The sequence below is a fragment of the Brevibacillus sedimenti genome (assembly GCF_020923495.1).
GTDB classification, from domain to species: Bacteria; Bacillota; Bacilli; order Brevibacillales; family Brevibacillaceae; genus Brevibacillus; species Brevibacillus aydinogluensis.
In genome coordinates this window covers 109,367-130,345 of the sequence record NZ_CP064048.1, presented here as the reverse complement: position 1 = coordinate 130,345, position 20,979 = coordinate 109,367, and the positions used below count along the sequence as shown (strand labels likewise).

Here is a 20,979-nt window from a genome sequence, read left to right as displayed (position 1 = left end):
TACGTCGTTTAGTGGGCGGCAACGCTGTTCGATTGCGGCGATTCTCCGAAACTGTTGACGGCAGTGATGTAATACGTGCCGCTGTTGTCTTCGCTCATGTGCACATAGCTGGTGCCGGTCACCGACTCCAGGAGCAGGTATCCGGTTGCCGGGTCCGGGCTGAAGTAGACGTTGTACGCGATGACCTGTTCGTTTGTGCTGTTGCGCTTCCACTGCAGTTTCCAGCCGCCCTGAACTTTTGTCAGCGTCAAAGACTTGGGCGCGCTGGGCGGCATGGCGATTGGGTCTCCGCCGTTTCCGATGCCGGGGTCGTTTGGCTCCGGGAGCGGCGATTCCGTTTGGCCGGGGGCGGTTGGGACCTCCCACGTGCCTGTGGAATTTCCGGCAGAGACTGCCGCTGACGGCGCCGACTCCTGGCCTGTGATGTCCACGGCAGTGACGTAGTATCGTCCGCCGTTTGCCGACGCATCCGTATAGCTGAGCACGGCCGGGTCTTTCACCGTGGCGACGCGGACGAAGCCGTTTGACCCGTTGGCGCGGTAAATCCGGTAGCCGATCAGGTCCGCTTCGCCGCCCGACTTCCACGAAAGTGTCACTTGCTTGCCGGACTGGACGGCGGTGACGTTGGTCGGAGCGGCGGGAGCGCCGGCCACCTCGGTCCTGGGATCTTCCTTTTCGGGGAGGCGCTGCTCCCAATCAAGCGGCTTGACGTTGGCCTTTTTGTCTTTGGCGAGCTGCTCGCTGTCGGGCAGCGGGTCCGGTGAGCGGAAGAAGATGCCCTCTGACACAAAGTCGTCCGGCGTTCCTTCCTTGGCCAGGTAGCGCTCGCCGTTGTAGAGGATGACGCGTGCTTTCTGATGCGAGTCATCCGTTTTCGTCGGCAGGTACTTCTGGTTGAACAGATCCGTGATCAAATGGCCCGCTTGTTTGGACAGTTCGCTCGGCAAAAGTCCGGACTTGCTGTCTACGGTGGCGGTGACGATGCCGGCCGGTTTGGCAAAGGTCTTGTCGGGCGGCGACAAGTCGGGGTGTTTGTCGATAATCTGCTTCATGATCTTGCCCCACACGGCCATCGGCACGTTCTTGTCCCGGTCAGGAATGGGATGTGGCTCATCGAACCCAATCCAGACGCCCATGGAAAGTTCGGGAGTGTAACCGACGAACCACAAGTCGTTGTTGTTGTTGGTCGTCCCCGTCTTGCCGGCGATGTCCACCTTGCGCGGAACGTACTGACGGATGTGGGTCCCGGTGCCGGCGTTGACCACCGATCGGAGCACGTCGGTGATCAGGTAGGCGGTCTGCTCGCTGTACACCTGTACCGGCTTTGCTTCGTGCCGATAGATGACCCTGCCCTGGCTGTCCTCGATCCGCTCGATCAGGTAGGCGTCCACAAATGACCCGCGATTGGCAAAGGTGGCGTAGGCGTTGGTGATTTCCTCCACCGTCAATCCGTACGCCAGCCCGCCGATCACCCCTGTGGCGGCGTAATTGTCGCTGTCGACCAAGGTGGTGACGCCCATTTTTTTCACGTAATCCAGCGCTTTCGGGATGCCCACCTTCAGGTACGTCTTGATCGCCGGGATGTTCCAGGACATCCGCAGCGCTTCGCGGGCGCTCATGATACCGTGAAACTTGTTGTTCCAGTTCATCGGCAGGTGGGAGCCGGTTTTCCCGTCTGCCAGCAGCACGGGCGAATCGTCGATCGGCGAACCGGGCTGCAGCAGTCCCAGTTCAAACGCGGGCGCATAGGCAGCCAGCGGCTTCATGGCCGAACCCGGCTGACGGGGAACGGTGGCGTGGTTGGTCTGTTCCACGTTGAAATCCCGTCCGCCGATCATGCCGAGGATGGCGCCGGTTTTGTTGTGAATCAGCATGGCCCCGACTTCTTCCAGGGCGTTCTCGATTTTTTCCGTCTTGCCGTTGGCGCGGCGAATCGTGTACGTCGCGGTTTTTCCGAAGTTTTTCGGGTCCTGGGCCACGGCCTGCATGATCGTGTTGACGTCCTTGTTGATCGTGGTGTACACCTTGTAGCCGTTGCGCAGGATGTCGCGGCGCTTCTCTTCGATCAGTTGGCGGTACTCGTTGCGCTCGACGCTGGACTTGTCCCGCCCTTTTTCCTTTAATTCGGCGTCGACGAGCGCGCGGGCGGCCCGCTCCTCGATTTCCATCATCAGGAACGGCACTTCCCGGTACGCCTGCTTCGCCGGTTTGGCCAGCCGCGACTTCAGATCGGACGCCAGTGCTTCATCGTACTGAGCCTGGGTGATGTACCCGTTTTCCATCATCCGGTCCAGCACCATCTTCTGGCGATCCTTTCCGCGTTTGTATCCTTCGTTGTTAAACGGCGAGTACGCCCCAGGGTTTTGAATCATCCCCGCCAGATAGGAGGCCTCCGCCAGGTCGAGGTCTTTCACGTCCTTGTTGAAAATGCCCTTGGCCGCTGCTTGGACGCCGTAGACATTGGAGCCGTTGGCATTTTTCCCGAGGTAGATCTCGTTCATGTAGGCTTCGAGAATCTGGTCCTTGGAAAACATCCGCTCGATACGCATCGCGTTGAAGATTTCCCGCGCCTTGCGCATGTGGCTCACTTCATGCGAGAGGATGGTATTTTTCACCAGTTGCTGGGTCAGCGTGCTGCCGCCGGTGACGACAGGCTGGTTGGTCAAGTCCTGCAAGGCGCCGCGCAGCGTCGACTGGATCACGATACCCTTGTGCTGAAAGAAGTATTTGTCTTCGGTGGCGATGATGGCGTTGATCAGATACGGAGAGACTTCCGATTTTCTCACCAGGCGCCGGTCCCCTTCAGACGCGCGGAGCTGTCCGATTAGCGAACCGTCGTTGTAATAGGCGAAGCCGGTGAGGTAATTGGTGAAGATTTTCTGCTGCAGTTCTTCCCGGCTGCGCACAGGCTCGTCCTTGACGAGCGCAGCAACGTAGCCTAACACAACACCTCCGGCCAGAATGACGCCCAACAGCCCCATCAATAGCAGACCCTTGACCAGCAGCAGGATCGTCCGCCTGCGGCCGCGGCGGCGCTTGCGCTTGGCTGGTTCAGAGGAAGAAGAGTGCTTGTTCGACATAGTTCTACGACCCCCTAGTGTTATCCTGATTATACCATAGGCGGGATCGGGAGGATAGAAGCGCGCCGTTGACATGAAATAGCCGCTGTGCAACAATAGCAGTATACGTGTTTACAGAAGACCGTGGCGTCGAACGGTGACAGTAGCGAGTGACAAGCGGAGTTGTCAGAGAGCTGGTGGTCGGTGCAAACCAGCCCCTTCCACATCGCGAAGTACACACCGGGAGCCTTCCGGACAATCCGGACGGAGCAGACCGTTATCCTGTGCGATGAGCGGAAAGGATGCCGTGCGCATCTTTTCAACTAGGGTGGTACCGCGGGTGCAGACTCGTCCCTAAATTGGGGCGGGTTTTTTTATTTTATGCAAGTATGGATCAAAGAAAAGGAGCTGTACTGGGATGAGTGTCGAACAGACAAATGAGACATACGCGCTGACAGAAGCGCAGAAGCAGGAAGTGGAACGCCAGCTGTCGGTGATTCGCCGAGGTGCTGTGGAGATTATTCCAGAGGAGGAGCTGCGCCGCAAGCTGGAGCGTTTCGTCGCGACCGGCCGTCCGCTGAAAGTGAAGCTGGGACTGGACCCGTCCGCTCCCGACATTCACGTCGGCCATACGGTCGTGCTGCAAAAGCTGCGTCAGTTCCAGGAACTGGGCCACACCGTGCAGTTGGTCATCGGCGACTTCACCGGCCGCATCGGCGACCCGACGGGCAAGTCGGAGACGCGCAAGCAGTTGACCGAGGAACAGGTGAAGGAGAATGCGAAAAGCTACGTGGAGCAGTTTGGCAAGGTGCTGGACGCCAGCCGCGTGGAAGTGCACTACAACTCCAGTTGGCTGGCGCCGCTGACGTTTGCCGACGTGGTGCAGCTGGCGGCCCGGACCACGGTGGCCCGGATGATGGAACGGGACGATTTCGAGAAGCGCTTCAACAGCGGCCAGGCCATCTCGCTGCATGAATTCTTCTACCCGTTGATGCAGGGCTACGATTCGGTGGCGCTGCAAAGCGACGTGGAACTGGGCGGCACCGATCAGAAGTTCAATCTGCTGATGGGGCGCCACCTGCAGAGAGAGTACGGCCAGGAGCAGCAGGTGATCCTCACCATGCCGCTCTTGGAAGGGCTGGACGGCGTGCAGAAGATGTCCAAGAGTCTGGGCAACTACATCGGGGTCAACGAAGCGCCGAACGAAATATACGGCAAGGCGATGTCCGTGCCGGACGAGCTGATGCTCCGCTACTACGAACTGGCGACCGACATTTCCAGCGAGGAACTGGAAGCGTTGAAGAACGGCCTTGCCGACGGCAGCGTGCACCCGCGTGATGCCAAGATGCGGCTGGCGAAAACCTTTGTGCGCATGTTCCACGGCGAGGAGGCGGCTGAAGAGGCGGAGACCTACTTCAAAACCGTCTTCCAGCAGCGCGCCCTGCCGACCGATCTGCCGGAAGTGGAGCTGAATCTGGCAGCGTACGAAAACGGCGAGGCCAACATTGTCAACCTCGTGTTTGACCTGAAGCTGGTCGACTCCAAGGGGGAGGGCCGCCGCATGGTGCAGCAGGGAGCGGTCAAGGTAAACGAGGAGAAAGTGGCCGACATTAATCAAAGCGTGCCGCTTGCGGACGGCATGGTCGTCCAGGTGGGCAAGCGGAAGTTTGCAAAGGTGAAACTGGTGTAGACAAGGCAAAAAGCGGTCCGTGCGGAATTTTTCCGAGCGGACTGCTTTTTATTATGGGAGGCAAGGCATCTTGTCCTGTTGACGGGGATCGTGCTGTTGGCGTCTGCGTCGGCTGCAGGCAAGAGATCGGGTTTGTTTTGTAAATATTTCGTCCTTTCTTTACAATGAGTGTAACGCTTGTTCATGGAGGGAGTGGAAGGATGAAAGAACTGATACACGAATACGCACAGGGATACGAACTGCTGCGGGCGTCCATCGACGGCTTGAGCGAGGAGCAGATGCGCTTTCGGCCGGCACCTGGCAAATGGAGCATCCACGAAATCATCGTGCATGTGACTGACTCAGAGATTGTCGGGCTTCATCGGTTTAAAACGGTTCTGGCTGAGGATCGGCCGCTGCTGACCGCCTTTGACCAGGACAAATGGGCTGCCCAATTACGCTACCATGAACTGGACGCCGGGCAATACCTGCTGCTGTTCAAGTTTCTGCGGGAAAGCTTTTTGCCTGTCCTGTCCAGACTGACGGAAGACGACTGGCAGCGGGTGGGCATTCACTCGGAAGCCGGCCCCATGACATTTGCCCAGCTGCTGCAAAAGTACGTCGACCACATCCGCGATCACCTCAGGCAGATCGAGCGGGTCAAAGCGGCGATGAGCTGACGGACCCGATGAGCAAGCCGGATGGGAGCAGGTACTTGCTTTTGGCAAAAAAAAGAAGTCGGGATAACCCGACTTCTTTTTCTCTATCAAAGATTAACGGCTGTAGAACTCGACGATCAGTTTTTCGTTGATTTCCGCCGGCATTTCTTCGCGGTCCGGCAGACGGTTGAACGTACCTTCCATTGCGTTGTCGTTGAACGTGATGTAGTTCGGCAGGAAGTTGCGCGCTTCCAGCGAATCTTTAATGATTTGCAGGTTGCGGGACTTCTCGCGAACGCTGATCACGTCGCCCGGTTGTACGCGGTAGGAAGGAATGTTCACTTTTTTGCCGTTTACCAGGAAGTGACCGTGGTTAACCAGTTGGCGCGCAGCCGGACGAGTCGGCGCGAAGCCCATGCGGTATACCACGTTGTCCAGACGGGACTCCAGCAGTTTCATGAAGTTTTCGCCAACAACGCCGTGCATTTTGGTAGCTTGCTCGAACGTGCGGCGGAATTGCTTTTCGCTCACGCCGAACATGTGGCGCAGTTTTTGTTTTTCTTGCAGCTGGATGCCGTACTCGCTCAGTTTGCGGCGGCTGTGGCCGTGTTGGCCAGGCGGGTAATTCCGTTTGATGTCTTTGCCAGTGCCATCCAGGGAGATGCCCAGACGACGAGCCAGTTTGTGACGTGGACCAGTGTAACGTGCCATGTTTTCATTCTCCTTTAAAATGGGATTCACAGGTGTTTACTTCCGGAAGGCTAGTTCCATCTTTACCTACACGAACTTCGGACGGTAGCGTTTCCGCATCGTGCTCCTCACAGGTAGTTCAGCCGCAGCCTGTAAAGGGATGAAACTAAGAGAGGGTGACACTTCCGTTTTTACCTGCAATCAATGCTACCCTGTACACATACATCCAATATTATAGTCTTGGAGCGCGCAAAGTCAAGGAAAATGTAACGGGGCGGCCTCATGGGGTCCGCCCCGGCTGCGTTTTTGGCTGCTGGTGCAGCTGCCAGTTAAGCCGGTTAAAACGTGCGGTTCTCTTCCAGCTCGCTGCGTTTTTCCAGGAAACGGGCAAACGCGACGGCAGCATCAGCCCGGGAGACGCTGCCCTTCGGCTGGAACTCCCCTTTGGCGGGCGTCATAATGCCCAGCGTCGACACGATCACGATGGCGCCGCGGTGGGTGGATTGGTCGATGTCGGTCAGCTTCGTCGCGAACATCTCAGCGTGTTCCGACAGTTTGCGGTATCCCAGGGCGCGGACGATCATGTCCGCCAGTTCTTCCCGTGTGATCGTCTCATCCGGCTTCAGCGACGGGGAGTTTTTGTCCAGCAGGCCGCGATCGACTGCGGCTTCGACAGCGGCGAAGTATTTGGACGTGCTGGCGACGTCGCTGAAACTCGCTTTTCGTCCGGCGGCCACGGGCAGTACCCGTCCTTGATTGAGGCTGAGCATCAGCATCTGGATCATTTCCCCGCGGGTAATGCTGCGCTCCGGCATGATGTTGCCGTCGATCAGGGAGAGCGCCTCGTACTCGTACATCAGCATCAGCGCTTTCTCGGCTGGGTGCCCCTTCAGGTCGGCAGGGGCGGGACGATGCAGCTGGATCGGCTTGCCCGTCGACAGGCTGCGCCAGTCGCCGCTGACAGCGTCATAGACGTACGGCTGATCCAGCGGCGTCACTGCGGCCCGATACACCAGCTTTGCCTTGCGTTCCGGCAGCGTAACGGCTTTTTCAGCGCGGAAAGCGACCGCGTCATCCGGCAAGGGCTCGAGCATGTAGACCGCTTCCACTTCCGTTTCCTTCTCCCAGGCTGCCAATGCTTCCGCGGCGGAGCGGTGCTTCGGTACCTGGGACGGATAGGTCTCGGACCCAAAATGCGTGTTGTAGGTGAGCACTTCGCCGGTGGCAGCATCAAATGAGACGCTGGCTGAGCCGGTGGCAGCGGGAATGCCGTTGACCAGCCGCTGGAACCGCACCTCGTACCGCTCGGCGTCCGGTTTCAGTTCTGTTGTTTCCGTCACATAGAGCCGGTCGGCCCAGGTCGGCGTCCAGGAGCGGATCACTTCCGCTGCTTTTTTCTTCAAGCTGTTTGCGTCTGCTTTTTTGGCCGCGTCCTTTTTAGGCTCCGGCAGCTGGTTGTTCTTGCTGAAGTGGTACACGTCTCCGTTGAGCGCGTCCATGGCGATATAGACATAGCTTTGGCCGTTGGCGTTCTTTGTTTGGTATTCCAGGTTCCAGACCGGCCGGCTGCCGTTGGAGTCCTTTTCGTTGTAGGAGGCAGCACGCAGTTTGTATCCGGAGAGATCAAACGTCCGTTCTGCCAACTGCACGGCAGCTTCCTGGGTGAGCGCACTGCCCGTATGGCGCGGGGACAGGCGCTTGCTGCTTGCGGGTGATGTCTCCGCCTCAGGTTTGAGCGGCTCGAGCGAGTCCGTCAAAGGCGTACCGTTTTTTGCGTCCAGGTAAAAGGTGAACGGGTTCTCATATGCCAGAATCGGCTTGTTTCGCTCCTCCCCCGCGCATCCCAGGGAAGCACGTAGGAGAGCTTTGCCTTGGCATGCTGCTTGAACAGCGCGGCAGCTTCTTCGGGCGACAGCATCCGTTGCGGTTTTTCAAAGCGGACGCCGTCACTCCAACTCAGCGTGTAACCGGTGACTGTACCGGCAGCGTTGACGGTGATCTCCACGCTGTTGTCGGGGAACGGCACGTCATCCACCAGGCGGACAAACCGGAATGTGTAGGAGGTATTGGAATCAAGCGGCGTTTTGGGCACTGGCAGATCCCGCGTATACAGACGGGTCGCTTTCGCTTTAGCCGGGTTGTGACGGGCGAGGAACTGCTCCGCCGCCTCCTGTGCCTCGGCATACGACACGCGGTCTGCATAGGCGGGTTTGGACGGATGTTGCTGGTAGTGGGAATAGCCGGTCAGCTCCCCGCTGTCGGCGTGAATGCTGACAGTATAGGAGTACGCAATCTCGTTCTGGTCTTTTTTCACCCAGATAAACGTCCATTCCGGAAACGTACGCCAGATGTCGGCAGAACGGAACGACACGTTTTCCAGCTCCAGTCCCTGCGGAACCAGTTTTTTGGCGATATTCAGCGCTGCCTCCTTGGAGAGTTTGGCTTTGCTGGCGGCATCGGTCAGCTGATTGCCTGCCGGGGCGCTGATCGGTGTGGCCTGGACGGGAGCTTCGGCCGGCAGCAGCTGCGCGGCGTAAGCCTGGGCGGCAGGCGCCAACAGGACAGCGCTCAGCACGACGGATCCCGATCGGATGATCCATGGTTTCATGTACAATTCCTCCTCGGTGTCAAAATCACGCGTACACCTTCTCTGACGAGAGAATTGGCGCGCTCGTTTCACGCGGGGGGAGAAAATGGAGGCGGGAGGAAAAATGGGAATTTTGTCCCAAATGTGTCGTAATCTATATGGAATTGCAAACATTCATCTTATATAATGAAAAAAGACCAGCACCAGAATCACGGGAGGAGTAATCAACTTGGATACAATCGTCTACTTGATTCGCCACGGTGAAACGGATTGGAACCTTGCGCGCCGCATTCAGGGCCACAGTGACGTGGCGCTGAACGAAGCAGGATTGCGCCAGGCTCGGCAGGTGGCTGCCCGGTTTCGCGGCAAGACCATCCGTGCCGTCTACTCCAGCGATCTCAGCCGGGCGATGCAGACAGCCCGCCAGATTGCGGAGAACGCCGGTGTTTCCGTTTCCGCCTTGGATGCGCTCAGGGAGCGGTGCTACGGTCAGTGGGAAGGATTGACGTACGAAGAAATCAGGGAACGATTTGCCCACCAAGATGAAGCGGCATGCGGAATTGAGACCTTCGAGGGAATGCAACAGCGAGCTGTGACGACGTTGACCGGATTGGCGGCAGACCATCCGGGCGAAGAGATTGTTGTCGTATCCCACGGAGGCTTTATTAATTGCTTTTTGCACTACGTGACCAATGGCGAGCAGGGGACGGGTGTAACGCGGATCGACAATACGGCAGTCAACGTGTTCCGCTACACCGGACAGAGTTGGGAAGTGCTGCAGGTCAATGATACTGACCATTTGGAAAAATGAGAATACGCTGAGAGAGGGAATATCTCGTGTCAAGCAAAAAGTTGGGGAAGTTGGAGACGGTCTTTTCCTACATGGCCCACTTTATTCTGCAATCCTGGCCGGAAAAGCGTCCAGGCATTCTTTACTTGACAGATTCCGTCGGCTGTTTGCTCAAAGTTATCAGGATGCAAGGCGGCCAAACCTGGAATCCCAACGGACTTGACCTGCGAAAGGGCAGCTCGCTTTGCGGTGATGCCCGTTCTCCCGTATCCCGCGCCCTGCGTACGGGAGAGATCACGGTATGTGTGGCGGACAGCGGTCCCCTGGTCTGGGGCGCGTTTCCGCTGTGCGAACGCGACGGGCGTGCCCGTGCCGTTATCGGCATGCTGGCCCCCCACAACGAGGTAGACTTCGATTTTTGTTCCTTCATGCGTGGGCTGGAACCGTTGCTCCGGATGGGATACGATGCCTACATTCAGCACGCCACCAGCGAAATCGTGATGAACCTGGCCAGACATGACAATACACAGGACCTGCTGGCCAGCTTGGTGCGGCAGATCGCGGACATCGTGGAGAAAGGGTACTGCTCTGCCGTCAAGCTGACGGAAGCCGGAACGCTGAACAGCCGGGAGCTGGCCACCAGCGAGCCGGCGGGCGAGGGGGACTGCCACATCAGACAGGTGGCGGCCCGACTGGGCGATCGGGTTATCACGCCGTCCGTGTGGGACGAGCAGCGCACCGTCGTCTTTCCCATCTCCTGCGAAAACAGGCCGCTGTACGCGCTGTTTCTGCACCTTGCGCCTGATGAGCCGGATTGCGTGTACGATGAGCGGGATGTCGCCTTCCTGCAGGAAGTGGGGGAAAAGGCGAGCTACGCCTTGTGGCGGACCATGGTCGCCGATGCGCTGCGCCGTGAGGCCACGCAAAAGGATCTCTTGTATCAGTTGATGACCAGGATTCAGGCCTCGATCGACGTGGAAGACGTGCTGAACGAGATCGTGACCAGCATCCGAAAGCTCTTTCCGACGGCCTTTGTCGAACTGTTCTTGACCGTGGAAACCAACGCCACCACACCCGTCAAACCCCTCTCCTTTCAGGACGATGACGCGTCCACCAGCACGCAGGCGTACCTGGAGGGAAGGCTGGTCGTCGATTACGAAGAGCACGACGGCATCCCGATGGCCGTGATCGCCGCCCCGCTGTTGGGCAAACAGGGCATTTACGGGGTGCTGCAGCTGACGGCAGAACGGCAGGCAGCGCCGGGACGGCAGGAGACGGAGTACATCTCCATCCTGGCGGAGACAGCGGGGAAAGCCTTTGAAAACGCCCAGCTCTACCAGCAGTCGCGCAACTTGATCCGCGAGCTGCGTCTGATCAACGAAATGGCCCGGCAGCTGAACCGCAGCCTGAATCTGAAGGAAATCCTCGACTTTGTGACAAAGAAGCTCCTGGAGACCTTCTCGGCTGAATTTGTCGCCATCCTGCGCAAACGGCCGGACGACGACCGCTTTGAAGTCATCTCGTCATCGCTGCCCGCGTGTCACGGACAGCTGGTGTCGGCCTCGGAAAAACCGTTGGCGGATGCCGTGGCCGGCAAACAGGTGCTCATGCTCGCACAGCCCGGTGCCAAACCGCTGCCCTTTTCCCTGATGCCCTGCGCATCGCTGATGGGAGTGCCGCTGGTGGTGGAAGGAGAGCTGGGAGGCGTGCTGCTCGTTGCGGATTCCCGCCATCATTTTTTTGGTTTTGACGATTATAAACTGCTGGAGATCTTCGGGCAGCACGTGAGCCTGGCCATGACCAACGCCATGCTGCACAACGAAGTGGAGCGGATGGTGATCACCGACAACTTGACCGGACTTTACACCCGGCGCCACCTGAACGACTGCGTGCGGACTTCATTGGAGAAAGACAGCCACGGTTCGCTCCTCTTGATAGATATCGATTATTTTAAAACGGTAAACGACACGTACGGGCATCAGGTGGGCGATGAAGTCCTGCTGCAGGTGTCCGACCTGATTCGACGAAACATTCGTGAATCGGATATCGCGGCCCGCTGGGGCGGCGAGGAACTGGCGATCTACCTGCCGCGTGTGGACAAGGCGACCGCCCATGGCATCGCCGAGCGCATCCGCTCCCTTGTGCAGGCGGAAACGATTCCGCAGGTCACCATCTCCTGCGGCCTGGCCGCATGGTGCCGGGATCAGCAGCCGCAGTACAGCGTGGAAGAGCTGTTCCACCAGGCAGACGTCGCCTTGTACGAGGCGAAACACAAAGGCAGAAACCAGGTGATTCTCGCGTAGGAGCCAAACGAGGCTCTTTGCTTTTTCTGCCGATAAAATTGGCTTCGCCGACAGGAACGCACCAGCTTTTCCAGGATTCACAAACACAGACAGGACGGGGGAATGGCGAATGAGCACTGACAAGCACAAGCGAATGGCTGAACAAGTGGCGAATGGGGTGTACCGGATTATGATTCCCACTCCCTTTTCCGTCGGCGCGGTCAACGTCTATCTGGTGGAGGGCGAACGGCTGACGCTGGTGGATGCCGGACCGCTGACCGAAGAGGCCTGGCAGGCGCTGACGGACGGACTGGATGAGCTCGGTTACCCGGTGGATGCGATCGAACAGGTGATTTTGACCCACCATCACGTCGACCACTGCGGGTTGTTGGAACGTGTCCGTGAGTCGTCGGGAGCGCGCATCTACGCCCATCCGCTCGCCGTCCCGTACGTGGAGTGGCACGAACCGTTTCTCGATTTTCACGATCGGTTTTTCCACGAGCTCTATCGGGAGAGCGGCGTGCCCGAGGAGAAACTCTCCCTCATCCGCAAGTTTCACCAGCTGATGATGACATTTTCCCAAAAAAGCCGCATCGACGGCTTGCTAAAGCACGAACAGACGGCGCCCCATCTGTCCGGGTGGCAGGTTCTCTACACCCCGGGCCACTCGCAGAGCCATCTTTCCCTGTACCGGGCGGCTGATCGCGTCATGATCGCCGGGGATCACATCATCAAACACATCTCTTCCAATGCCTTTGTCGAGCCGCCCCGCGATCAGTCGCGGGCCAGACCGCTGACTCTGGTGCAGTACCGGACGGCGCTTCAGATGTGCGCCGACATGGAGATCGACCTGGTGCTGCCCGGGCACGGTGAGCCGGTCACCAATCACCGCGAGCTGATTCTGGCGCGATTGCAGAAAAACTGGGAGCGGACGGACATGCTCCGCCGGTTCCTGGCTGACGGCGAAAAGACGGCCTACGAGCTGAATGCGCTCTTGTTTCCAACGCTGTATGAAAAAGAACTGCCGCTCACTCTCTCGGAGACACTGGGCCACATCGACCTGTTGGCGATTCTGCACCAGGTGGAGATCAGGGAGAAAGACGGCGTGCTCTACTATTCCCTTTGACCCGCCAGCAGAATAAGCCTTTTCTTCCTCGGATACCCTAATGGCGACGAGGAGGAGGGACGAACATGCGCAAAGCGTTGCACTTCGTTTTCTTGCCCCTGCTGTGCGCTGTGCTGGCAGGCTGCAATACGATGGGAGACAGGCCAAACGCGCAAGCCGCCTATGACCAGGTTCGCGACCGTTTTGCCGAGCAGGAGTCATTTGCGTTTTACGGACAGACCAAGCTGTTGACCGGGGACACCGCCAACGCAAACGTCGTCAGTTTCTCCGGACGGAAGCATAAGGAAGGCATCTTGATGAACGTAAAGCTGTCACAGCCCGAACAAAAGCGGGTCCAAACCCTGTCGCTTTTGTCCAGGCAAGAGCGGCTGTTCGTCAAGCAGGAGAGCGACCGGGAATGGAAGAGCGCGGGACTCGACGGGTCGTTTCGCCAGGAGCTGAACAACTGGGACCCGGTCTTTGCCTTTCGCCAGATGGACGAGATGAAAAAGAGCGTGCTGCCGTTGACCGACCGCAATACGGCAGATGACATCGAAGCGGTGCGGGTGCTGCTGGACTCGACGAAGCTGAAAAATTGGCTGGCAGAACAAATGAAGCAGCAGGCCGGCCTGCATGTCCAGTCTGCCCATCAGCCGCGGCTCAAGCTGGCGATGACGCTGTCCGACGGTGCGTGGCGAGCACTCCGGCAGGGAGTGTCCATCCAGGCGGCGGAGACAAACGTCGACGAGATGATTGACCAGATGGAGCTGGAGGCGGAGTACACCGTGTATTACAACAAGACCACCATGCTGCCCACCAGCCTGGTGATGTCCATTCGCTCCGAGTACGACGCCAACAACCAACGGGTACTGGAACACACCCGGGTGGAGACATTTCTGCAGAACTACGGACAAGTGCAGCCGCTGCCGAACCCGACGAGCGCGGAGAAAACATCAAAGTAAAAATGAAAGCAGGCGTTCGCGTGCCGCAGGTGCGGTGTGTGAGCGCCTTTTTGCGCGGGGCGTCACAGCAGCCGCCGACCTTGCGCTGTCGAGACGTTTTCGCGTAATTGCCCAGAATTGGCAGGAGGAACTCTGGAAAACTTTGTCGAACTATCTACAGGACTGTCTATTTGTTGGCGAATGGTCTGCACAAAAGGCATGTGCCTGAGCAGCCTTGCTGCCCGGTTCGGATTTTCAATGGCCGGAACTGGAGAGGGGAATGGCGAATGGATCAGACCAAGCTGCGCATTCTGTCGGCAGCGGCCAAGCTGTTTGACATACACGGCTACCACGGCACGTCCGTGCGTCAGATCGCGGAAGAAGCGCGGGTGAACGTCGCGCTCATTTCCTACCACTTCCGGGGAAAGCAGGGCGTGCTGGAGACGCTGATCGCCTCGTATTTTGAAACGCTGTTTCGCCAGCTGGATATACGGGAAAAAGAAGACAGCGGACTTCCTGCCATGGAACGGCTGGAGCGGGTGATTCGCCTCTACCTGTCGTTTCAGCGGGAGCACGCGCCGATCACTCGGCTGATTCAGCGTGAATTGAGCGTGGAGTCGATGCTGGCGCGGGAAGTGATGACGCTGTACCTGAGCCGCTGGAAGCACGGCATCGCCAACGTGATCGAAGAAGGAATTGCTGCGGGAGAGTTTCGCGTCGTGCCGGTGGATCGCATCGCACTGGCCACGGCCAGCCAGCTCATTTACCCGTTTTTGCAGCCGCAATCGGTGCGGGAAGTCTACTATCTGGAGCCGGCTTCGGAGGAGTTTGCGGATTGGCTGCTCGTCTCCGTCATGCGCTATCTGGAAGCGTGGCTGCTACCGGCCCGCGGATAAGCCGGCTCGTGATTCTTGAGAATTTTTACATTAAGGGGTTGTCATGACCGTGAAAAGAAATTGGGTCCTGCTCTGTCTGGCAGGCATGCTCTTATATGCGAATCCGGCAATGGCTGTGCCGTTTCCGGACAAAACGGACGAAGTGATTCAAGACGCCGACGGTTATCTGAAAAAGAACGAACGGGAGAGCGCTGCCGAAGCAATCAAGCAGCTCGGCGGCAATTACAAGGTGGTGGTGGTCGAAAGCACCCAACCGGAAGCGCAAACGCCCGACGAATACGCGAAAAAGCTGTACGACAACTACAACCTGCCCGAGGACACCCTGATGGTCGTGCTTGACATCAACACCCAGGAGCTTGGGGTACATGCAGGACCGGCCCTGGCGGCAAAAGGGGCCACTCCTGAGCTGCTGCACGAAAAAGCGGAGGCCTACTATGAACCGTTCCGCGTGGACAAACAATACCTGCAGGGAATCCAGGCGTTTTTGTCGGAAGTCAAGGGAGAATTGGAAGGATTGAAGAACAAGCCGGGCGCGGCCGCAGGTTCTCCAGACGCTGCCCAGCAGCAGAAACAATCGGACTCGGGTCTGCCTTGGTGGCTGTACGGGATTGGCGCAGTCTTTGCCGCTCTCTCCGCTGCGCTGGTGTACGCGATGATCCGCCGCCGCGCCATTTTTGCCCAGGTGGATGCGGTGGAGGAGTGGAAGGACCAACTGGTGGAAAAAATCAACGTCATTGAGGTGGACAAGCAGATGCGCCGTTCCCGCGGCAAGACGGAGGAGCGGTTCATGCACCTGGCCGACCGGAAGGAAAACCTGCTGCGCATCCGCATCCCCGATGTGGAGATGATGATTCTGGACGCGGAGGAGGCGTGCGACCGCTTCCGCTTCCAAATGGCGCTCGGCCTGCTGGAGGAAGCGCGGGAGATGCTCGGTTCCATCGAGCAGGAATTGGACGCATTGAAGACGGACACCACCCAGGTGATCGCCACGAAAAAGGAAAGCAAGCTGGCCATTCCGGAAATCGGCAAGCAGATGGAGCAGGTGGAACGGCGACTGTCCGACCTGCGTCTGGAGTACGGGCTGTCCTTTCACGAATTGAAGACGGCGCTGGATGACGTGGAAATGATGCGCGCCAAGATCAAGGAAGCGCGCACGGACGGCGACGACGTGCTGGCCTATGACATCACGCTGAAGGCGCAACAGCTGCTGGGCAAGCTGACCAGCGACCTGGAGCGGATACCGGCGTTGGTCGGACGCGTGTTGAAGGAGATGCCGGAAGAGTTCAGGCAGTTGGAGGAAGGCATCATCCAGGCGACGGGTGACGGGTACGATCTGAACCGCGACCCGCTGGAAGGCTCCCTGATGCAGGCCAAGCAGCTGATCAACGCGGCGAAGTCGGCATTGGAAGAGGGAAGCCTGGACATGGTGGAGACCCATGTAAAAGCGTTTGACGTGCTGATTGACACCACGTACCAGAACATCGAGAACATGGTCCTGAGCCAACGGGAGGCAGCAGCATCCCTCTCCGCAGCAGAACCCAGGGCAGGGGAGCAGGCTGGCGGAGAGTCAAATGGAATCATCGGAGAAAACGCTGCTGACGAGATGCCGATCAAGCCGGCGGCGGCAGATCGAGCGGCTGCACCTGCAGCTGCGCTTGCCGATGCGGCAGCGGGAGCTGTTGCTGCGGCGGCTGTTTCCGCATCAGGGGCCGCTGAAACTGCATCAGAAACCGGTAAAACCGCACCAGCAGCCGCTGCAACCCCACCAGCAGCAGCGGCCTTGTCGGGAGCAGCCACAGCGGAAGCCGCCGCACAGGGGGCTGCCGGCCATGTCTTGACAGGAGAAAATGAGGAACGGACTGCTGCAGCGTCGGAGCGTTTGGAAACCGGACCGGAAGACGGCGCTGTCGCCCCCGCGGCGGCGTCACAAGAGGCGCTGACCCAGGCGGAGCGGGAATGGCTGTTTGACGCGCCGGCTGCCCGTCCCGGTAAAAAACCGCCGGTCCACGCCGAAGAACGCATGGCTGTCAGCCACGTGGAAGAGGTGTCGGACCAGGAGGACGCAGAATATGAACTGGTGATCCCCAAAGGCCACGAAGCGCAGGCAGAGGCGAAACAGGAGCAACATCCGGAACCGGAGCGGCTGGTCATCGAGACGGAGGACGACGCCCTCGACGAGTTGGAGCGAATCTCCAGCACGCTGGTGCGGCTTCGTCAGGAGATCAAGCGGAGCTACCTGCCGGGCATTCCGTCCCGGTTGAAATTCCTGTTTGAAGACGTGGTGCAGATCCTCACGCGGATCAAGGCAATGATGGAGCAGTACCGCTACGACCTGGACGAAGTGTCCATTTTGATCAATGAAGCCAACGAACTGCTGCTGGAGACGGAGCATCTGGCGGAGCTGACGATCGCCACCTGCCAAAAGGCAGAAGGAGCGATCCAGTACGCCAACCGCTACCGCCGTCAAAACCGGCAGGTGGATGACATGCTGACCAAAGCGGAACAAGCGTTTCGCCATCTGGCGTTTGACGAGGCGTACCAACTTGCAGAGGCGGCCCGCCTGATCGTGGAAGGGGCATCCGAGGAGCCGGAAAAAGGCTGGCTCTTGCGGCGCAAGAAAAAGGGGTGAAGCGCAGATGATGCTGCCCCTGTTTCTCTTCGCTGTCGGCCTGCTGCTGATGTGGCAGCCCCGCACCAAACGCTGGCGTGCCCGCCTGCTCGCCCACTTCAACGGCGACGAGCAGCGTGTCAGGCAGCGGGCCAATACCTTTTTTCTCCTGGGATTCGCCTTCATCTTGACAGCGCTGGCCTACCTGTACCGGCTGACCATGTAGGGAGTGCCGTTGGCAGACAATGGCGGACGCGGGGATATAAGACTGGAAGGCAAAAAAAGGGAGCGCCGCCTGTTTCATCGACGCCCCGTGTAGGAAGATAAAGGGAGTAGAGGTGTGAGAACCCCGAAACTAGGGGGAGTAGGGGTTCAGCTGACTCTTTTCCAACGAAAAGAGTACCTGTTTCATAGTGTTCCCATTTTTTCTCAAACCAAACCTCTTCGTACAAATACGAAGAGGTTTTTTTCGGTGCGCCCGGCATGGGCGGTAGCTATAGGGTGAAAGTCCCGAACGGGGGTTGGCTGTACCAACCGTTAGCTTAAGGCAAGGGTGTCCGCCGTGAGGCGGAATCTGAAGGAAGCCGGCGGCAAAGTCCTGACCTGAGGTACACGAACCCAATTTGAGGCTGTTGTACTCGGGCGAGCCTGCCGAACAAGGTGAAGCCCCATACAGCCAAGGAGTGCAGCAGTAAATTGGGCAGGTACATGGGACGAAAGTTACCGCCCTTACCCGGGGAGGTCTGCATGATACGCCTACTACCGTTGGCAACCGTCTGCGCGAGGGGGCGCTGAACATGCAGAAGTCAGCAGAGGCCATAGTACTCCGATAGAGGACGCTCGAAGGAGGAAGGGCCGAACATCAAGTCAACACATGTTCTAATCCCTTTCGATACGGTGCGTCGAAGCAGAATTCCGAAATGGAACTTCCTCTGAATAGTAGGGGTGAAGCCCGAGGGTACAGAGAAGGGCTGAGCATCGTACGGCAAGCTTAGCAACATGTGTGCGAAGAGAGGAGTATCGTCAGGGGCATGCTGGAGAAAGTGCTGTCACGGGACAACCTCATGGCCGCTCTCAAACGAGTGGAGGCCAACAGAGGTGCTGCGGGAATCGACGGTGTTTCAACCGAACAACTGCGCGACTACCTTCGTCAGCACTGGGCGACCATCCGGTCGCAAATCGAGAAGGGAACCTACAAGCCGTCTCCTGTCCGCAGGGTCGAAATCCCGAAACCTGACGGGGGAATACGATTGCTAGGCATCCCTACCGTGGTAGATCGCTTCATCCAGCAGGCCATCCTGCAGGTATTGACTCCCATATTCGACCCAGAGTTCTCCGACTCCAGCTTCGGGTTCCGTCCAGGCCGCCGTGCTCACAGTGCTGTGCGGAAAGCACAACAGTACATCAACGAAGGATTCCGGTATGTGGTCGACATCGACTTGGAGAAGTTCTTCGACCGGGTCAACCATGATATCCTAATGAGCCGGGTTGCCCGCAAGGTGAAGGACAAGCGCCTTCTTAAACTAATTCGCGCTTATCTGCAATCCGGAGTCATGGTCAACGGAGTGTGTGTCACGACGGAAGAGGGCACGCCGCAAGGTGGCCCCTTAAGTCCGCTGTTGGCCAACATTCTGCTAGACGACCTGGACAAGGAGTTGGAGAAAAGGGGACACCGTTTCTGCCGCTATGCGGACGACTGCAACATCTACGTCCGCTCCAAACGTGCGGGTGAACGTGTAAAGGCAAGTGTGGAGCGATACTTGACCAGGGTTCTCAAACTCAAGGTAAATCAACAGAAAAGTGCGGTGGACCGCCCGTGCAACCGGAAGTTCCTCGGCTTTAGCTTTATTCCGGGAAAGGAAGCGCGGATACGTCTGCATCCCAAATCGATCACCCGGTTAAAAGGACGAATTCGCCAATTAACCAACCCACATCGAAGCATGGCCATGCAGGAGAGGATTCAAAAACTCAACCAATACCTCATGGGATGGATCGGGTATTTTGCGCTGGCCGAGGCGAAAACCCATCTTCTGCGAATAGAGGAATGGATTCGCCGAAGGCTCCGGCTCTGTCTATGGACGCAGTGGAAACGAGTTCGTACGAGGTACCGCGAACTTCGTTCGCTTGGATTTTCTCACAACAGAGCACTGGAAATCGCAAACACCCGAAAGGGGGCGTGGCGGACAACAAAATCCCCGCACATGCACAAAGCCCTTGGTATTGCCTACTGGCAACAACAAGGGCTGATGAGTTTGATACAGCGATATTTCACACTTCGTCAAGCTTGGTGAACCGCCGTATACCGGTCGGTACGTACGGTGGTGTGAGAGGACGGGGGTTAACCACCCCCTCCTACTCGATTTATGTCAGTCCCAACGCCATCCGTGCGCTGTGGGTGCCGGCCACGAAGCCGGAGGAGAAGGCGATGGTGATGTTGTATCCGCCGGTGTGGGCGTGCACGTCCATCACTTCGCCGGCAAAAAACAGTCCGGCCATTCGCTTTGACTGCATGGTGCGGGGATCAATCTCCTTGACGCTGACCCCGCCTCCCGTAATGAACGCCTCTTCGAGCGACAGGGTGCCGGTCACGGTCAGAGGCACCCCCTTGATCAGCCGGGCCAAGTCCAGCGACTGCTGTTTGCTCACATGGTGTCCGGTGCGATCCTCCGGGATGGAGGCCATTGCCAGCAGCAGGGGAATCATCCGTTCAGGCAAATAGCCCTTCAGCACGTTTTTTACCGCTTTTTTCGGCTGGTTCTCCAGGAAACGCCAGATGTCCGCAGCTACCTCGTCAAGGTGCTTCGCCGGCATCAGGTCGATGGTGAGCAGCAGCGGCGTGTCGCCCTGCTTCCGTTTCGTCACCGAGACGTAGTGGCCCATGCGCAGGGCAGCCGGCCCCGATATGCCAAAGTGGGTGAAAATCATGTCGCCCACCTGGGTCGTTACCTTTTTGCCTTTGGCGTCGTAAAGGGTCAATGCCACATCGCGCAGCGACAGCCCCTGAAGCGATTTGTCCCGGATGTACGGATCACTGGCCACCAGCGGCACTTCCGTTGGGTACAGTTCGGTGACCGTATGCCCCGCTTCCCGCGCCCAGGCATATCCGTCTCCAGTGGAACCGGTTTGCGGAACAGAGCATCCCCCGACGGCGATCACCACACAAGGGGCGTGCAGCCGCTCACCGCTTCGGAGCTGTACCCCTATCGTGCGACCGTCCGCGTACAGGACCCGCTCCACCGGACTGTTCAGGCGAATCTCCACCCCCTGCCGCTTCATTCGCTCGATCAGCGCATGCGCCACGGTAATCGCCTTGTCCGTGACGGGAAACATCCGGCCATGGTCTTCTTCCTTCAGGGCGACGCCCATCTCTTCAAAGAAGCGGATGATCTCCCGATTGCCAAACTGGGCAAACGCGCTGTACATGAATCGGCCATTGCCCGGCATCTGCTTGATCAGCTCGTCCATGTCCTTGGCGTTGGTCACGTTGCAGCGTCCGCCGCCGGAGATGATCAGCTTGCGTCCCAGCTTTTCGCCTTTTTCCACCAGGCAGACCCGCGCTCCTTCGCCGGAAGCGGCGATCGCAGCCATCAGCCCGGCCGGTCCGCCGCCGATGACGATCACATCGTATTCGCTTGCCTTCATGTCTTCTCGTCCTTTTTCGTTGTAATACATGCATCCCCCATTGTACCACAG

15 protein-coding genes and 1 other annotated feature are annotated in these 20,979 nt (G+C 58.3%); of the genes, 10 read left to right on the top strand and 5 right to left on the bottom strand.

The genetic code is table 11. From position 1 onward, the window contains the following. Window positions 1-8 precede the first annotated feature (8 nt). Complete coding sequence (locus IRT44_RS00735; RefSeq protein ID WP_230077268.1) at window positions 9-3,080, bottom strand: transglycosylase domain-containing protein; 3,072 nt, start codon at window positions 3,078-3,080, stop codon at window positions 9-11. Window positions 3,081-3,200: 120 nt separating this feature from the next. Then, window positions 3,201-3,418 (top strand) — a binding site (T-box leader). Window positions 3,419-3,477: 59 nt separating this feature from the next. Between IRT44_RS00735 and tyrS the strand changes: the two genes are divergently transcribed. Together tyrS and IRT44_RS00725 are read left to right on the top strand one after the other, a co-directional pair. Next, the gene (gene tyrS / locus IRT44_RS00730) at window positions 3,478-4,749 is read left to right on the top strand and encodes a tyrosine--tRNA ligase (RefSeq protein ID WP_171567322.1); all 1,272 of its coding nucleotides are present in this window, start codon (window positions 3,478-3,480) and stop codon (window positions 4,747-4,749) included. A gap of 200 nt (window positions 4,750-4,949) precedes the next feature. Then, window positions 4,950-5,408: a DinB family protein gene (locus tag IRT44_RS00725; RefSeq protein ID WP_171567321.1), complete on the top strand. Its 459-nt coding sequence runs from the start codon at window positions 4,950-4,952 to the stop codon at window positions 5,406-5,408. A gap of 93 nt (window positions 5,409-5,501) precedes the next feature. Here the strand turns inward: IRT44_RS00725 and rpsD are convergent, their stop codons facing one another. The 3 genes from rpsD to IRT44_RS00710 form a co-directional block, all read right to left on the bottom strand. Continuing rightward, window positions 5,502-6,098 (bottom strand): 30S ribosomal protein S4, encoded by a 597-nt coding sequence (rpsD, locus tag IRT44_RS00720; RefSeq protein ID WP_171567320.1) that lies wholly within the window; start codon window positions 6,096-6,098, stop codon window positions 5,502-5,504. A gap of 317 nt (window positions 6,099-6,415) precedes the next feature. Beyond that, window positions 6,416-7,834, bottom strand: coding sequence for an S-layer homology domain-containing protein (locus IRT44_RS00715; RefSeq protein WP_230077267.1), 1,419 nt, complete (start codon window positions 7,832-7,834; stop codon window positions 6,416-6,418). Further along, window positions 7,831-8,685, bottom strand: coding sequence for a YcdB/YcdC domain-containing protein (locus tag IRT44_RS00710; protein WP_230077266.1), 855 nt, complete (start codon window positions 8,683-8,685; stop codon window positions 7,831-7,833). The genes IRT44_RS00715 and IRT44_RS00710 overlap by 4 nt, the downstream gene beginning before the upstream one ends. 208 nt (window positions 8,686-8,893) lie before the next feature. Here IRT44_RS00710 and IRT44_RS00705 point away from each other — a divergent pair, with 208 nt between their 5' ends. The 8 genes from IRT44_RS00705 to ltrA all read left to right on the top strand — a co-directional run bounded on the left by IRT44_RS00705 (window position 8,894) and on the right by ltrA (window position 19,577). Then, a complete protein-coding gene (locus IRT44_RS00705; protein WP_171567318.1) occupies window positions 8,894-9,475 on the top strand; it encodes a histidine phosphatase family protein in 582 nt (193 codons plus the stop codon). 26 nt (window positions 9,476-9,501) lie between these two features. After that, entirely contained in the window at window positions 9,502-11,757 is a 2,256-nt protein-coding gene (locus IRT44_RS00700; protein ID WP_230077265.1) for a GGDEF domain-containing protein, read from the top strand. Between the two features lie 109 nt (window positions 11,758-11,866). Continuing rightward, entirely contained in the window at window positions 11,867-12,862 is a 996-nt protein-coding gene (locus IRT44_RS00695; RefSeq protein WP_212133092.1) for an MBL fold metallo-hydrolase, read from the top strand. Between the two features lie 65 nt (window positions 12,863-12,927). Further along, window positions 12,928-13,803 (top strand): hypothetical protein, encoded by an 876-nt coding sequence (locus tag IRT44_RS00690; protein ID WP_171567316.1) that lies wholly within the window; start codon window positions 12,928-12,930, stop codon window positions 13,801-13,803. Between the two features lie 266 nt (window positions 13,804-14,069). After that, complete coding sequence (gene refZ / locus IRT44_RS00685) at window positions 14,070-14,678, top strand: forespore capture DNA-binding protein RefZ (protein WP_171567315.1); 609 nt, start codon at window positions 14,070-14,072, stop codon at window positions 14,676-14,678. Window positions 14,679-14,727: 49 nt separating this feature from the next. Further along, on the top strand, window positions 14,728-17,307 hold the full coding sequence (locus tag IRT44_RS00680) for a septation ring formation regulator EzrA (protein ID WP_230077264.1): 2,580 nt from the start codon (window positions 14,728-14,730) through the stop codon (window positions 17,305-17,307). A 7-nt stretch (window positions 17,308-17,314) separates the two neighbouring features. Then, the gene (locus IRT44_RS00675) at window positions 17,315-17,512 is read left to right on the top strand and encodes a hypothetical protein (RefSeq protein ID WP_171567313.1); all 198 of its coding nucleotides are present in this window, start codon (window positions 17,315-17,317) and stop codon (window positions 17,510-17,512) included. An 805-nt stretch (window positions 17,513-18,317) separates the two neighbouring features. Continuing rightward, complete coding sequence (ltrA, locus tag IRT44_RS00670; RefSeq protein ID WP_230077222.1) at window positions 18,318-19,577, top strand: group II intron reverse transcriptase/maturase; 1,260 nt, start codon at window positions 18,318-18,320, stop codon at window positions 19,575-19,577. A 70-nt stretch (window positions 19,578-19,647) separates the two neighbouring features. On the opposite strand, the gene IRT44_RS00665 is transcribed toward ltrA, so the two are convergent. Then, a complete protein-coding gene (locus tag IRT44_RS00665; protein ID WP_171567519.1) occupies window positions 19,648-20,928 on the bottom strand; it encodes a BaiN/RdsA family NAD(P)/FAD-dependent oxidoreductase in 1,281 nt (426 codons plus the stop codon). Window positions 20,929-20,979 lie beyond the last annotated feature (51 nt).